The sequence below is a fragment of the Salinibacter sp. genome (assembly GCF_036626415.1).
In the GTDB taxonomy this organism is placed as follows: Bacteria; Bacteroidota; Rhodothermia; order Rhodothermales; family Salinibacteraceae; genus Salinibacter.
Genome location: NZ_JAZKRW010000071.1, coordinates 1 through 15,479, shown reverse-complemented (window position 1 = coordinate 15,479; position 15,479 = coordinate 1). Strand labels below are relative to the sequence as shown.

The window sequence follows — 15,479 nt, the reverse complement described above, 5'->3', positions numbered from 1 at the left end:
TGCTTGGATCCAGGCCGACCCGTCTCCTTACAGGCGATGTAGTGGCCCCTAATTCTCCACTGCTCCGCATGTGATGGCAGAGTCCTCCGAGCAGAACGACGTATCCGGAGACGGAAGTCCCCCAGAGCCCCCCAGGTCAGGGTCCTCTGAACCGGAGCCCTCCGAGGCCTCCCCGCCGCTCGTCGAGACCGCCGAGTGTTCGAATTGCGGGCGGCGATTTGTTGGAAACTACTGCCCGAGCTGTGGGCAGGAAGCGGATCCCCCAGGGTCAGTCCTTGAGGTCCTCAGTGTTTTCTTCCGCGAGCTGGTCGACATTGAGGGCGGCCTGTGGGCGACCATGCGGGCCTTGAGTGTCCATCCCGGGCGAGCCCTGGCCTCTTATCTGGGTGGGGCGCGCCAGCGGCTCATGCACCCTGGGCGCTATCTGCTTGCCGCGATCGTGGTGGCGTTCGGGACCAAGCAGGTCTTCACCTGGCTCGGAATGAGAACGCCCTACGACGAGCGAGTATCCGCGGGATTCGCGGCAAGTGGGGCGCAGGAGGCGTCTCCCGAGACGACAAGTGAGATCCAGCCGCTGGTGGTGTCGATGGCAGATCTCGTTCTTGAGTCACAGTGGTTTCTCATCACGACGAATCTACTGCTCACGGTCCTGCTCGGCCTTACAATATGGCGGCTGTTTCGAGGCCAGTTCGATCGGCTCCCCCAGGCGGTGGCCTTTTCGGCGTTTGTCGTCGCGCACACGGTCTTTCTGGAAACTGCCGCCGAGGTGCTGTATGTGCCGATCCGATACCTGAACGTCGGTCCATCGGCGGGACTTCCAACGAACGCCTCGGTCGTTGTCACGACCGTCTACGTCGTGATTGCCACCGTTTCCACCTTCGGCGGTGGATGGTGGGGTGGGGCGAAGGGCCTGTTTGCCCTCGGCTGGGCTGCTCTTGAGCAGATGCTTGTCATAGGGATAGTGATCAGCGGATACGTCACCTGGATGATTTTTGGCCAACTCGAAGGCGGAATGTCGATGGGAGGAGAGTTTGAGTTCTCCTCGGGGGACGCGACGGCGGTGGCGATTGGGATCCTCCCGGCAGTGGCCCTCTGCGTGGTCCCTCTTCTCCTGCACCTCGGTCTTGAACTGTACTACCGGCGCGGGTAGCTATCTTGCGGTGGAAGTACCTTGTGGGAGGAGGAGGCCAGTGGCTAGCTGAGAGGGGATGAACTGGGCTCCGAAGCTTACGTGAGTACGTTGATCAGCGCCCAGAGCTACCGTTTACCACCCAAAACGAATGAGTGGCCAAGGCTCGACGGGCGATATTCAAGGCAGAAGATCCGACAACGGGGTTGGTGCGGGAGCACCCCGCCGCATCGTTCATGTGGACATGGACGCCTTCTACGCCTCAATCGAGCAGCGAGACTTTCCGGAGCAGTATGCAGGAGAGCCGATTGCGGTTGGAGGGACGCCTCCGCGAGGCGTGGTGCAGACGGCCAGTTACGAGGCGCGCCCGTACGGCGTGCACTCTGCCCAGCCTGCGGTGGAAGCGGAGCGGAAGTGCCCCGACCTCATCTTCGTCTCCCCCCGCATGGACGTCTACGGGGAAGAGTCAGAGCACATACGAGAGATTCTCCACCGGTACACGGATCTCGTCGAGCCGCTGTCACTGGACGAGGCCTACCTGGACGTAACCGAGCCGAAGAAGGGACCGCCTTCCGGGACGCTCCTCGCAAAGCGCATTCGGCAGGAGATCCACGAAGAGACGGGCCTGACCGCATCGGCGGGGGTTGGGTCCAGCAAGTTCGTTGCGAAGGTGGCGTCCGATCGGGACAAGCCCGACGGCCTTACCGTGATCGAGCCGGAAGAGCAGCTGGACTTCATTTCCCACCTTGCGGTGGAAGAGTTTCACGGGATTGGTCCCGTAACCACCGAGAAGATGCAGGACCTTGGGATCGAGACGGGGGCAGACCTGCAAGACGCCGACGAGCGAACCCTTGTCCACCACTTCGGCAAGCGGGGGCGCCACTTCAAGAAGCTCGCGGTGGGCGAAGACGACCGTCCCGTGCGGCCCGATCGGGAGCGGAAGTCTGTGGGGGCCGAACGGACGTTCTCCGACGACCTGAGCGACCCGAAGGCCATGCTCCATCGACTCCGCCCGATTGCAGAGCGGGTGTCACAGCGGCTCCAGGAGGCCGATCAGCGCGGGCGAACGGTAACCCTCAAGCTCAAAAGCCACGACCACGAGGTGTCCACGCGCCAGACGACCCTGGAGCGGCCCGTTCGGTCGGAAGACGAGCTGATGACCCTGGTGGAGCGCCTCTTGGACCGACCGCATCCCCCGGAGGAGCCGGTGCGCCTGCTCGGCATCAGCGTCTCGTCCTTGACCGAGGAAAGGGGAAGAGACGGGCGACAGCTCGAAATGGACTTCGAGACGTGAGGGTGCAGACCGCCGACGTACCTCTTGGTAGCTCCATGAAGTCCGCGCTCCATTTTCCAGCAGGCCGTTCTGTTGGCCTTGGCAGAGGTTCTTCTATCCTGACACCGCTCGAATCGGGAGCATGATTTGTGTATCGCCTCTTGAAGGGGAACTGATTTGTGTATCACTTATTGCCGGATCCGGTACACAAAAGGGAGATCGGATGGAAACCGGTAGTAAAGTGACGCCCAAACCCGATCCGTGGGCGCAGCTCCGCGGCCCACTCCGGGACTGCGGTGGCCTCCCATTCCACTCCCCCGTGGATCTCCGGGAACGGCGGGTTGTGGTGCTCGTGTGCAATATGTGAGCAGTTATTGAGCAGTACTCCCCCTTTTAGACGGGCAAATCGACTGGCTGCAACAGTCACGAAGATTCTTCCGTCGTTCTGTGCGAGGAGAAAATGTGCTCTCAGCGCTGCTCAAGGTTGATTGTGTGAAGGAGGGACTCCCGATTCGGTGGCAGAGCCTGGTCGAATGCACCGGTCTTGAAAACCGGCGGGCCGCGAGGCCCCGGGGGCTCGAATCCCTCCCCCTCCGCCTCTTCGTCCCCCATGCGTCGAGAGGTTCGCGCGCAGGAGCTGCCTCCACGTGAGCGTAGTTCCGGACTGCAGATCCGCTCCAGACGCCGCTCACCCGCCGGGATCCGCCATGGCCGCGCCGGCCGCCTCAGAGCTGCCCGCCCTTCGCCGATTTACGCGGCGCTACCTCCAGTACGGCACCGCGGCACTGTGTGGGGCCCTTTTGCTTGTCGAGGGGGCCGGGCCCTGGCTTGTCGAGTGGTTCCGGGCCACCCCGGGCCAGCAACTGTGGGGCCGCGTGCCGTTTGCCTTCTTTACATTTGCCGTGGGGCTCTGGACGCGCCTGCACCTCTGGGCCCTGCTCCTGCCTGTCGTGCTCGCGCTCTTCCGCTGGGCCGACGTGCGCGCCGGCCTGAAGCGCGGCGCGGGGTGGATGCTCGTGATTGGGGTGCCCGTCGCTGCGGTCCACGTGGCCGTCGAGCGGGGCATCTTTTCCGTGGCCACGCTGACCCGCGAGGGCATCTACCCCAACTTCACGACGTCGTTCGACTTCCAGTCGGTCGACCCCTACGGCCTCGGCGGATGGCGGCTCGCCGTCTTTCTCGTGCGACGCTTCATCGCCGACTACTTTACGTACTTCATCGTGGCGGCGCTGTGCTTTGCGTACGAGCACTTTGTGCGCTCCCGGCAACAGGAGGCCCAGACGCAGGCGCTTCGGGCCGAGCTGGCGCAGGCCCAGCTGCAGGCGCTGCGCATGCGAGTGAACCCGCACTTCCTGTTCAACACGCTCAACGCAATCACCGTCCTGGTGCGGGGGGGCGAGACGGCGAAAGCAGGGCGCACGCTCCGCCTGCTGAGTGACATGCTGCGAGCCACCTTTCAGGGAGCGGACGTGCAGACGGTCCCGCTACGGGAAGAGATTGACCTGGTCGAGCGCTACCTTGAGATCGAAGAGATCCGCTTCGAGGACCGCCTGCGGGTCGAGATTGACGTCGACCCGGCCGTGAGTGAGGTGGCGGTGCCCTACCTGTTGCTTCAGCCCCTGGTCGAGAATGCGGTCCGTCACGGCATCGCCCCGCACGCCGAGGCGGGAGTTGTGCGGGTGGCCGCCCGCCCGGCCACGACGCGCGGCCAGAAGGGCGTCGAGCTCACCGTGGCCGACAGCGGCCCGGGCTTCTCGGAGGCGCCCGCGGTGATCCTGGACGAGAGCGAGGGCGTGGGCCTCTCCACGACGAAGCGCCGGCTCGACACGCTCTACGGCGAGGCGCACGTTCTGAAGCTTGGCACCGCCGCCGAGGGCGGGGCGCGCGTCACGATCTGCATTCCATGCAGCCCCCGAGACCCGCTTCTCGCGGCCGACGAGCACCAAGAAGCCCCGGCGGTTCCGGCCCCGGACCAGTAGCCCCGGGTGCACACCGGAAGCGGGTCGGATGATCCCCCCAACTGTTCACGCACTCCCGGTCTTCTCCCACAGGTCTTCTCCCACAGGCCCATGTCCATTCGTGCCCTCATTGTCGACGACGAGCCGCTCGCCCGCACTGGGGTCCGGCAGCTTGCAGAGCCCCTTGAGGATGTGACCATCGTGGGGGAGGCGGCCGACGGGAGCGAGGCGGTGCAGGAGATCAAGAGACAGGAGCCCGACCTTGTGTTTCTAGACGTGCAGATGCCCGAGATGAGTGGGCTGGAAGTCGTGCGTGAGGTGGGGGTAGAGGCGATGCCGCTCACCATTTTCGTGACGGCCTACGACCAGTACGCGCTGGAGGCCTTCGAGGCGCACGCGCTCGACTATCTCCTCAAGCCGATCGAGGAGGCCCGCTTCGAGGAGGCGCTGGAGCGGGCGCGCCAGCAGCTTCGCCGGGTGGAGGCGGACACGCTCAACCGGCAACTCCGGGGCGTGCTGCGGGAGTATGCAGACGAGGACCAAGAGGGCGGAATCGAGCGCTTCACGGTGCGGAGCCGCGACCGCATCTATTTCGTGGACGCCGAGGACGTCCAGTGGATCGAATCTGAGGGCGACTACGTGGCCCTGCACGACGGAGAAGACGCCCACCTGGTCCGGAAGACAATGAAGAAGCTTGAGGAGCAACTCGATTCCGCTCAGTTCCTGCGCGTTCACCGCTCCTACATCGTAAACGTGGAGTACATCGACGAGCTGCGGCCCCTCGACCACGGCACCTACCAGCTCCGCATGGCGAGCGGCACGCCCCTGAAGACGAGCCGCGGCTACAGCGACAACATCGACGCGCTGCTCGACGCTACGGGATAGAGACACACAACCGCCGTACTCTCTCCGCATCTTTCAACCGTTTGCGACACCATGAACGCGCATCTCGCCGTGGTCGGGCGCCGATCCTCCCACCCCGTGGACGGGTCGAACCGATCCCCCCTTGACCTGACGGATACGGCCCTGCCGACCTCGGTGCACGGGGCCGAGGCGCGGCGGCTCTTTCGGGCCCTCCGCGACGCCCTCCGCGAGATGCGGGTGCGGCAGGCACAGGCCCCCACCGACGCTGAGTCGCCCCTGCGGCTCGGGCTCATCGTAACGGCGGAGAACGGAACGTCCCTCGACGTGCACACGGCCTCGACGAACCTCCGCACGGTCGATCTGGACGACGTGGACGACCGAAAGAGGGTGCTCGGCGAGCTTCGCGACCTGGAACGCGAGTTCCTAGCAGGGGGCTGAGGAGGCCCTGGGCGCCAGTCGCCCACGTAACGAAGTCGTGGGAAGAGCCCGCTTGGGCGTAGAGCGGGGGGGACGGGGTGAACCATCCGCGAAGGCCGGCGGTGTTGACTAAACCAAGGGCATATGCCCACAATGCCCATTCGCACCCCGTTCCGCTCAGGTCAAAGGCACACGTCATGGCTGATTCCCACGCTACGCAATCCGACCGCTTTCCCAACGGCTACGTTGAAAAAACGGAGGGCAGGATTGCCCCCAAAGACCTGGTCTGGAGCCCCTCCGACGCGGAATTTCGGGAGGTCGAACGAGACGACCCTGCCGTGGGCGGGAAGCTTGAGACGTTTGAGCGCGTCGCCACGCCTGCCCACTGGGTGACGTTCGACGGAACGACTGGCATTGTCTGGGGCGTCGGCACGTCCCCCGAAGAGAGCCTGCGGACGGCCAAGTTCGAGGCGTTTGGGGACGACCACGGGGCCGTCGGGTACGAGTTTGCCTGCTGGTGCGAGGAGATGAGCACCCGCGTGTGCTCCGAGACGCTGTACGAGAAGGTGAACGAAGAAGGCCAGCTTTCCATCTCGGACGACCGTCTGCAGAAGCATATCACCCTGACGTAGTGCCGCCGTCTGGGGCTCGGTCTGCGTCCTGTGCAGGGGAGGGTCTTGGGCGGGCGAAGACGGCACGGATGCATGGCAGTCTGGGCCAAGAGCCGAAGAGAACACGCGAGCAGCGGCCACATCGATCGCCGCCGCTCGGGCATTCGTCGCATCACGCGGCCGGTTCGTCGCAGGCCCGGCATCACAGGGGGGCAAAGGGCGTACGGGGGGACGCACGACACGACATTGCACCACGTCGTGCCGTTCTCGTCTCCTGACCGACCCGAGTCGTTATGACTGCTCGTCGCCCGCCACTCTGGGGCCTTCTTCTTCTCGCCGCCGTGGGGCTCGCTGGTTGTGAGCCGTATATGAGCCTCACCGACCGCATTCCGACACAGACGCGACAAGCGACCGCCCTTCTTCCGGAGACGCCCCGCTTCGCCGGCATGATCGATCTGGAAACGGCGATGGGGCAGCTTGGGGCGTGGACCGAAATGGACCTGCGCGAGCAGCGTCGAGGGGCAGAGGGCACCCGCCTTGGCACCTTCCTCGACGCGACGGGCATGGAGCCGGAGACCGATCTGAAGGCGGTGTACGGGGCGGGGGGGCGCGCCTCGTCGTTTAGCGCGGTGGTGGTTGCGGACCTGGCCCCGGCCCAGATGGATCGGTACCTAGACCGCGTCCCGGACGGAGGGGACGCGACGACTTACCGGGGAGTGCCTGTCTACCACCTTGCCGCTGGGACGCAAGGGGAGGACGCGTCCGCCCCCGACACCCTCACGATGGGGTTCGTGCGCGACGGGCTCATTGCCGTGGCGCCGGAGGCCGGGCGCGTTGAGGCCATGGTGGATCGGCATCACGACGAGGCAGCCGGCCTCCGCGGCAACGAGTCGTACATGACGCTCGTGGAGCGGGTGGGCCACGGCAGCACCGCGTGGCTCGTGGGGCGCGACGTCCTGCAGACCGCGCTCCGCGACTCCGCGGCGGGACGAGGGGACACCGCAGCGGCGCCCGCCCCCAACAAGGCGGGGCTGCAGCGGATGCTCGGCGCGTGGGCCGACCGCACGCTGGGCCTTGACGACCCGCCGTCGTTCGAGGTTGAAGCCCCGGACGACAGCCGGTTCGAGCGGCTTCGTCGACAGGTGCGCGAGCAGGCGGTCTCGATCACCCTGAGCACCGAGTCCATGGACGGGGAGGCGTACCTCACGATGCGGGACGAGACCAGTGCCGCCAATGTCGTCGACGTGTCGAAGGGCGTGATGGCGGCGCTGCGGCTGTCCGGAGATGATCCGGACACCGGCGGCCTGCGGGCCCTGCTCGACGACGTGAGCATTGATCGGGACGGCCCGGTCGTGCACGCGCAGTTTGTCGTGGGCCGGGAGCAGTTCCGGCAGACGATCCGGGCACATCGCGATGCGCCGCCCGCTCGTGGGGCGGTGGCTTCGATTCGTCGGGCGAACCGGGCGATTCATCGATAGGGCGGCATCACGTGGGGGCCATTGGTGTTGGAAGAAAACGCACCTTCACGATGGCCGCACCCTGTGCGCCGGGTGGCCCGTCACGCTTGTGTCAAACGCGACCGGAGAAAAAGAGCGGGCTCCCTTTCGTATTTTTTTGAACGCTCGTGAGAGTCCATGCGCCGTTTCGTCTTCGAAGTTGTGGAGGGGGTCCGCATTGCCGGACAGGCCATTTGGGCCAACAAGTTGCGGTCGACGCTCACCACGCTGGGGGTCATCATCGGCATCGCGGCGGTGACGCTGATGGCGACCGTCATCAACGGGCTGGATCAGGAGTTCGAGAAGGCCCTCTCGCAGCTCGGGACGGACGTGCTGTACGTGGACCAGTTTCCGTGGGGGCAAAACGCCGACCGGGAGTGGTGGCGCCTTCGCAATCGCCCGGCCATCCAGCCGGCCCTGGCCGAGACCATCCAGGAGCGCTCACGTTTTGCCAAGACCGCGGCGCCGATGATCGACACGGACCGGCAGACGACCTACCGCGGGCAGGAGATCGAGGCCGAGATCATGGGGTCGCCGCCGCAGTACGGACGCATCCGAAACGTGGAGCTCCGTCAGGGGCGATTCTACACCCAGTCTGAGGAGCGGGCGGGGCGGCAGGTCTGCGTGATTGGAGCCACCATTGCCGAGGAGCTCTTCCCGGCCATCACGCCGCTCGGCAAAGAAATCAAGATGGGGGGCGTCCCCTGCACGGTGGTGGGGGTGCAGACGGAGAAGGGGGAAAGTATGTTTGGGGGGCCCGGCTCGCCGGACGAGCGCATTCTCATGCCGTTTCGCACCTACGACAAGGTCTTCGGCGTCAGCCGTCAGGAGGGAGTCACCATCATGGCGAAGGTTGGGAATTCGGCCCTAATGAACCGGGCGGAGGAGGAGCTGACCGGCATCGTGCGGACGGCCCGGGGCGTGGGGCCGGGGGAGGACGACAATTTCGCGATCAACGACCAGCAGCAGGTGATGGACAGCTTTGCGAGCGTGCGAATCGCCATCTACGGGGTGGGGCTGTTCCTGACCGGGCTCGCGCTGGTGGTCGGGGGGATTGGGGTGATGAACATCATGTTCGTGTCGGTGCGGGAGCGAACGAAGGAAATTGGGATCCGCAAGGCGGTAGGGGCCAAGCGGCGCACCATTCTGTTTCAGTTTCTCGTCGAGGCCGTCATTGTGTGCCTGATCGGGGGCGTGCTTGGGCTTGGGCTCTCCGCCCTCGGAACGATGGGGGTAAGCGCGCTGGGCCTCAACGCCTCCCTTCCGGCCCAGACGGTGGGCTTGGCCTTCGCCATCTGCGTCGGGGTCGGCATTCTGTTCGGCATCGCGCCGGCCTGGCAGGCCGCCACGGCCGACCCCATCGATGCGCTCCGGTACGAGTAGCGGCCCGCTGCCGCGCCCACACGCGATCACAACGCTCAACGTTCACCTACCACAGAGACCCATGCGTAACGCCCGCCTTCCGTCTGCCCCAACTCAGCCCTGGCTGCTGATGCCGCTCGTGTTCTTGTTGCGGTGGGGCCGGGCCGGCACGAAGGCCCTCGTGGGGCGGTCCGCGGGGCGACACGGATCGTCCGATGTGGGCGGGGCCCTTGTGTTGGTTGGGGGGATCACCCTGGCGGCGGGGGGCGGGGCGCCGCCGCTCCTCACGCTGGGCGGGGGGCTCGGCCTCGCGGTCCTCTTCGTGGCGGCGCGGAGTTGGGTCGTCGTGCAGGACGTGCAGACCGCGTAGGGCCTCCGCATTTTCTGAACGAGACTGCTGTTTCCATGAGCGGATTCGAGACGGTTCGGGAGGCCCTGCAGGCGCTCCGGGCCAACAAATTGCGCTCCGCCCTCACCCTGCTGGGGATCGTGATCGGCGTCTTTGCGGTCATCGCCGCCGTGACGGCCGTGGACGTGATCGACCAGTACTTCAAGAGCTCGATCCAGGGCTTCGGGGCGTCTACGTTCTCGGTGGAGCGGTACGACTACGGCGGCGGCGACGGGCCCGGCCGGTATCATCCGCCCATCACCCACGACCAGGTCCTGCGCCTAAAGGAACAGGTGGGCACCGACCTGACGGTAAGCGTGAGCGAACGGTTCGATGGCGGGGTGAAGGCCCAGTCGGACCGCCAGGAGACGAACCCGAACGTGTCGCTCTACGGCACCGACGAGGCGTTCATCTCCAACTTCGGCTATGAGATGCGGGCGGGGCGCCCCTTCGTGGAGCAGGACGTGCAGAATGGACGCCCGGTGGCCCTCCTCGGATCGGAGGTGGCGGACGTGCTCTTTCCGGCCGTCAGTCCGCTCGGCCAGCAGGTCCGAATCGGGCGGGTGCGGCTGGAGGTGGTGGGGGTCCTGGCCGAGAAGGCGGGGCTTTTTCGGAGCCCGAACACCCGGATCTACGCCCCCCTCACGCACCTCGCAGGGGCGTACGGAAGCGGCGGCCGCAGCATGGACGACACGCGCATCCGGGCCGCCTCGCCCGACCAGCTCACGGCCGCGGAAGACGAGGTGCGGAGCCAGCTGCGGGTCATTCGGCAGGTCGCGCCCGGCGCCCCAAGCACCTTTAACATCGAGTCGAGCGACTTCCTCCGCAGCACGTTCGGGCAGTTTACGAGCACCCTCACGACGGGCGGGGCGCTCGTGGGGCTCATCTCGTTGCTGGCCGCCGGGGTGGGCATCATGAACATCATGCTCGTCTCCGTGACCGAGCGGACGAAAGAAATTGGCATCCGCAAGGCGGTGGGGGCAAAGTGGCGCAACATCCTGGGCCAGTTTCTGCTGGAGGCCATCATCTTGTGCCAGATCGGGGGCCTCATCGGCATCGTGCTTGGGGGGCTGGGCGGCAACCTAGCGGCCCTCTACTGGGACATCAGCCCCTCCTTCCCGTGGATGTGGGCGGCCATTGCCGTGGGGGGCGTCACCCTGCTGGCCATCGTCTTCGGCGGCTATCCGGCCTACAAGGCGGCCCGCCTCGATCCCATCGAGTCCCTTCGATATGAATAGCGCGCCGGCACCGGCCATTCGTGTTCTCCTCATGTTCTCGACGACGCTCATGCAACGATTCTGCCCCCTCCGTCCCGCTGCAACTGGGCTGAGCCTTCTCGCCGTGCTCCTCGCGTTTGGGGCGGCCCCGGCGACCGCGCAGGTCCAGCAGCCTCAAGACACCACGAACGTCACATTCGATGAGGCGGTGCGCACCGCCCTCGACCAGAACACCAACATCAAGCGGGCGCAGGCACAGGCGCGGCAGTCGAACGTGCAGGTGCGGTCCGAGTGGATGGACTTTGCGCCGGACCTGAGCATCAATTCGGACGTCTCGCGCCGCGTGGGGCGCAACTTTAGTCAGGTGACAGGAGACTTCACGACGCAGTCGACCGACTTCTTCAATCTGAGTGGCCGGTCGAGCGTCACGCTCTTCAACGGGTTTGAGAACATCTCCTCGCTCCGAGAGGCCCGTGAGCGGGCCGGAGCGGATCAGACGAACCTGAAGCGCACGCAGCGGGAGGTGGTGTTCACCGTGATGGATCAGTTCATTTCCCTGGTGGAGAGTCGCGAGATCGTGCGGGTGCGGCGGGAGCAGGTGGAGGCGCAGCGCAAGCGCCTGCAACAGATCCAGGAGTTTGTAGAGGCCGGCTCGCGGCCCGAATCGGACCTGTTCACCGCCGAGGCCGACCTGGCCGACGCCGAGCAGCAGCTTCTGCAGGGACGGCGGGAGCGAGAGGTCAGCCAGACGCAGCTCATCCAGACGCTCCAGCTCAACCCCCGGGCGGCCTACGACTTTCAGGTGCCCGGACTGGAAGAGGACGCCCCAGAGCCCACCCAGTATGAGCTGTCTGCCCTGATCGACGAGGCCTTCCAGAAGCGCCTGGACCTGCGCGTGGCGGAGGCCGAGCGGCGGGCGGCCCGGCAGGGCATCCGGTCGGCGCGGTCCTCGTACTATCCCACCGTGTCGCTGGGGGGCAACTACGGAACGGACTGGTCGAGCAGCGGAGTGCGGGGGGACGTGAGCGACGACTTTATGAACCAGCTGGACCTGAATCGGGGCGGCGGCCTCTCCCTGTCGATCAGCATTCCCGTCTTTGACCGGCTCCAGCGCAGCAATCAGGTGGAGCAGGCCCGCGTGCAGGCGCAGAACGCCGAGTATGAGCTCGAGGACCAGCGACAAGAGATTGCCCTGCAGGTGCGGCAGTCGTACCTCGACTACCAGAACGCGGTGCAGCAACTGGAGGCCGCCAACAAGCGCCTCCGGGCCGCCGAGCGGGCCCGCACGGCCGCACAGGAACGCTACGAACTCGGCTCCGCGGACATCGTGGAGCTGCAGAACGCCCTCCGCGACTACGTCGACGCGGCCAGCCAACAGGTGCGCGCCCGATACGAACTCTTTTTCCAACAGAAGCGGATCGACTACAATGTGGGTCGGCTTTCGCCCTCCGCGCCGCTCCTCGGCGCCCCGGCCGACCAGTAGATCCTTCGACCCCCTCTTCGTGCCCCTTCAAAAAACACAGGTTTCCTCGCCATGGCCTCCTCACAGAGCACCTCAAATCGGATGCTGTACGCAGGCGGCGGCCTGCTGCTTGTTCTCCTGGCTGCCGGCGGACTCGGGTGGCAGCTGGGATGGTTTGGCGGGGGAGAGCAGGGCCTCCAGGTGGAGGCAGAGCAGGCGGAGCGCCGCACCATCACCCAGGTGGTCACGGCCTTCGGCCGGGCCCAGCCCGAGGTGGAGGTCGAGATCAGCCCCGACGTGCCGGGCGAGATCGTGGAGCTGCCGGTGAAGGAGGGGGATGTGGTGCAGCAGGGCGATCTGCTGGCCCGACTCAAGGCGGAGGACTACCGCGCGAGTATGGAGCGGGCTCAGGCGGGGGTGTCGGAGGCGAAGGCCACCCTCGCCCAGCGCCGGGCCGACTCGGTACAGGCGCGCCGCACCTACGACCGCCAGAAGAAATTGTACGAGAAAGAGGTCGTCTCGGCGAGCGACTTCGAGGACGCCAAGTCCACGTACGATCAGGCCGTGGCCCAGCTGGAGGCGGCGCGCTTCCGGGTCGAGAGTGCACGGGCGGATCTGCAGGATGCCCGCGAGCAGCTCCAGAAGACGCGCATCTACGCCCCGATGGCCGGCACGATTACACGGCTGGAAGTGGAAGAGGGGGAGCGCGTGGTGGGCACCCAGCAGCGGGCCGGGACCGAGATGATGCGGGTGTCGCGGCTCGGGCAGATGGAGCTGGAGGTGGACGTCAACGAGGGCGACGTGGTGAACGTCGCGTCGCAGGACTCGGCCACCATCGAGTTCGACGCGCATCCCGACCGCTCCTTCCAGGGGGCCGTCACGGAAATCGCCAACTCGGCCCGCATCCAGAACGAAGGGAGCCAGAACGAGGTGACCAATTTCCCTGTGACGATCCGCGTGCTGAACAACCCCAATACCGGCCTCACGAGTGGGGAGCAAGGGGCCATTGCGCGTCCTGAAGTGCCCCCGACGGGCGAGCGCTCGGCCGTGATCCGTCCTGGGATGAGCGGGGCGGTCGACATCTACACCGAGACCGCGGAGGACGCGGTGGCCGTGCCCATCCAGGCCGTCACCGTGCGCGACTTCGCCGAGACTCGTTCCGGCGGCTCGTCCGACACGGACACGCAGGACGAGAAGGCGGAGGACCTGCGCCGCGTCGTGTTCGTGGCGGAGGGCGACTCGGCCCGGATGGTGGAGGTCAATACCGGCATTGCCGACGACACGTACATGGAAGTTCGGGCGGGCCTGGAGGGCGGCGAGACGGTCATCACTGGGCCGTACAGCGCCATCAGCCGTGAGCTGGAGCCCGGGATGAAGATCCGGACCGGCGAAGAGGAAAGCCAGTCGGACGAAACCATCGCCATGTCCCAGTAGGACGGCGCCGGCGGGGGCGCCGGTGCGTCGCCCCGCCAGATTTCCCGCTCTACAGTCGAGGAGGACCGAGGTCGGACAGACGACATCTGCGCAACCCGTTTTGCTCACAGCACACCCGCAACCGCCATGGAAGCACTCGCCACCAACGGGGCTCCGACCAACGCGTCGGACCGGGCCCTCATCGAAGTCAACGAACTGAAGAAACGGTACATGATGGGGAGCCAGGAGGTGTGGGCGCTCGACGGGATCACGCTCTCGATCGAAGAGGGCGACTACGTGGCGGTCATGGGGCCGTCCGGCTCCGGCAAGTCGACGTTCATGAACATGCTCGGGTGCCTCGACACGCCCACGAGCGGCACCTATCACCTGCGGGGCGAAGACGTGAGCACATTTTCCGACGACGAGCTCGCGGAGATCCGCAACCACGAGATCGGGTTCGTCTTTCAGACGTTCAACCTGCTGCCGCGCGTCGACTGTTTGCGCAACGCCGAGCTGCCGCTCATCTACGCGGGCATGTCGAAGCGCGAGCGGCGCGAGCGGGCCGCGGAGGCGCTCCGCAGCGTGGGGCTTGGCGACCGGCTCGACCACCGCCCCAACGAGCTGTCCGGGGGGCAGCGCCAGCGCGTGGCCACGGCCCGCGCGCTCGTGAACCGCCCGTCGCTCCTGCTGGCCGACGAGCCGACCGGCAACCTCGACACGGAGACCGGTGACGAAATCATGGAGCTCATGGAAGGACTTCACCGGCAGGGCAATACGATTCTCCTGGTGACCCATGAGGAACCGATTGCCCACCACGCCCGCCGCGTCATTCACCTCCGCGACGGAAAGTTGGAGCGCGAAGAGATTGTGGACGAGCCGGCCCTGGCGAACGCGGACATCTCAATCGGGTAAGGCAACACACCCGGGTCGCCGCGTCGCTGCCGCATCCACAGACGGTTTCCTCCTGGCATGCCCCCACGCAACGTCCCGCGTCTCCTCGTCCTCGGCCTGTTTCTCCTGTTGCTGCTGCCGATTGGGGCCGCGCCGGCGCAGGCACAAGCCCCCACTGCCTTTACCCTGAGCGGCCGCGTGGTGGACGCGGAGACCGGCGAGCCCCTGCCCCAGGCCAATCTGCGCATCGCGGACACGTACCAGGGCACCATCACGAACGTGGACGGGGAGTACACCCTGGCGCTCGACAGCCTGCCGGTCACCGTCGTCGTGCGCTACGTCGGCTACGAATCCGTCCGGCGCCGCATTACCGCCGATACGGAGTCCCGCCAGGTATTTCGCCTGACGCCCTCGACCGTGCAGATGGAAGAGGTCCAGGTGACTGGCTCCGGGAATCCCGGCGAGACGATCATGCGGCGCGTGATTGAGAACAAGCAGGAGTGGTGGCCGGCGCTCAAGAGCTATTCGGTGGAGGCGTACAACCGGTTCACGGTGGCCAGCGACACGACGATTGCCGCCGTGGCCGAGAGCCAAACCACGGCGTTCTGGGACGCGGAGCGGGGCACCCGAGAGGTGGTGCGCTCCCAGCGCGGCACCGCCAACCTGCAGGGCATTGCCGAGTCGGCCCTCCCGGCCGCCGCGACGGTCCTTAACCTGTACGAAGACAACGTCGGGGTCTTTGGAAATCAGATGGTCGGCGTCACCCACCCGGACGCGCTCGACTACTACGACTTTACGCTCGACACCACGCGCGCCATTGACGGACGGCAGGCCTTCCGCATTGAGGTGGAGCCGGCCAATCGCCTCTCGTCCACGTTCCGGGGCACCGTGACGGTGCTTGACAGCACCTATGCCCTGCTCGAAGCCCAACTCCGCCCCACCCCCTCGCTGAGCACGTCGCGGGTGCTAAAGGAGGTCGATATCACCTTCGAGCAGCA

General features: G+C 66.2%; 14 protein-coding genes. All 14 read left to right on the top strand.

Features of this window, described 5'->3' with window-relative positions; genetic code table 11:
* Positions 1-73 precede the first annotated feature (73 nt).
* Entirely contained in the window at positions 74-1,150 is a 1,077-nt protein-coding gene (locus V5A20_RS09060; RefSeq protein ID WP_332327172.1) for a DUF3667 domain-containing protein, read from the top strand.
* A gap of 130 nt (positions 1,151-1,280) precedes the next feature.
* Positions 1,281-2,423, top strand: a complete 1,143-nt coding sequence (gene dinB / locus V5A20_RS09055; RefSeq protein ID WP_442978392.1) for a DNA polymerase IV — start codon at positions 1,281-1,283, stop codon at positions 2,421-2,423.
* A gap of 686 nt (positions 2,424-3,109) precedes the next feature.
* A complete protein-coding gene (locus V5A20_RS09050) occupies positions 3,110-4,381 on the top strand; it encodes a sensor histidine kinase (protein WP_332316096.1) in 1,272 nt (423 codons plus the stop codon).
* Between the two features lie 90 nt (positions 4,382-4,471).
* The gene (locus V5A20_RS09045) at positions 4,472-5,245 is read left to right on the top strand and encodes a LytR/AlgR family response regulator transcription factor (RefSeq protein WP_332327171.1); all 774 of its coding nucleotides are present in this window, start codon (positions 4,472-4,474) and stop codon (positions 5,243-5,245) included.
* A gap of 51 nt (positions 5,246-5,296) precedes the next feature.
* Complete coding sequence (locus V5A20_RS09040; protein ID WP_332316094.1) at positions 5,297-5,662, top strand: hypothetical protein; 366 nt, start codon at positions 5,297-5,299, stop codon at positions 5,660-5,662.
* A 176-nt stretch (positions 5,663-5,838) separates the two neighbouring features.
* Positions 5,839-6,273 carry a hypothetical protein gene (locus tag V5A20_RS09035; RefSeq protein WP_332316093.1) on the top strand — a complete coding sequence of 145 codons (435 nt, stop codon included), beginning with the start codon at positions 5,839-5,841 and terminating at the stop codon, positions 6,271-6,273.
* A gap of 272 nt (positions 6,274-6,545) precedes the next feature.
* Positions 6,546-7,730: a hypothetical protein gene (locus tag V5A20_RS09030; RefSeq protein ID WP_332327170.1), complete on the top strand. Its 1,185-nt coding sequence runs from the start codon at positions 6,546-6,548 to the stop codon at positions 7,728-7,730.
* A gap of 156 nt (positions 7,731-7,886) precedes the next feature.
* Entirely contained in the window at positions 7,887-9,131 is a 1,245-nt protein-coding gene (locus V5A20_RS09025) for an ABC transporter permease (RefSeq protein ID WP_332327168.1), read from the top strand.
* A 61-nt stretch (positions 9,132-9,192) separates the two neighbouring features.
* On the top strand, positions 9,193-9,480 hold the full coding sequence (locus V5A20_RS09020; RefSeq protein ID WP_332327166.1) for a hypothetical protein: 288 nt from the start codon (positions 9,193-9,195) through the stop codon (positions 9,478-9,480).
* A 35-nt stretch (positions 9,481-9,515) separates the two neighbouring features.
* Positions 9,516-10,736 (top strand): ABC transporter permease, encoded by a 1,221-nt coding sequence (locus V5A20_RS09015; protein ID WP_332316089.1) that lies wholly within the window; start codon positions 9,516-9,518, stop codon positions 10,734-10,736.
* Positions 10,737-10,785: 49 nt separating this feature from the next.
* Positions 10,786-12,198, top strand: a complete 1,413-nt coding sequence (locus V5A20_RS09010) for a TolC family protein (protein ID WP_332327165.1) — start codon at positions 10,786-10,788, stop codon at positions 12,196-12,198.
* 51 nt (positions 12,199-12,249) lie between these two features.
* Positions 12,250-13,611 (top strand): efflux RND transporter periplasmic adaptor subunit, encoded by a 1,362-nt coding sequence (locus V5A20_RS09005; RefSeq protein WP_332327164.1) that lies wholly within the window; start codon positions 12,250-12,252, stop codon positions 13,609-13,611.
* A gap of 126 nt (positions 13,612-13,737) precedes the next feature.
* Positions 13,738-14,502 carry an ABC transporter ATP-binding protein gene (locus tag V5A20_RS09000; RefSeq protein ID WP_332316086.1) on the top strand — a complete coding sequence of 255 codons (765 nt, stop codon included), beginning with the start codon at positions 13,738-13,740 and terminating at the stop codon, positions 14,500-14,502.
* Positions 14,503-14,559: 57 nt separating this feature from the next.
* On the top strand, positions 14,560-15,479 hold a 920-nt coding region (locus V5A20_RS08995; RefSeq protein ID WP_332327162.1), incomplete at its 3' end, for a DUF5686 and carboxypeptidase-like regulatory domain-containing protein.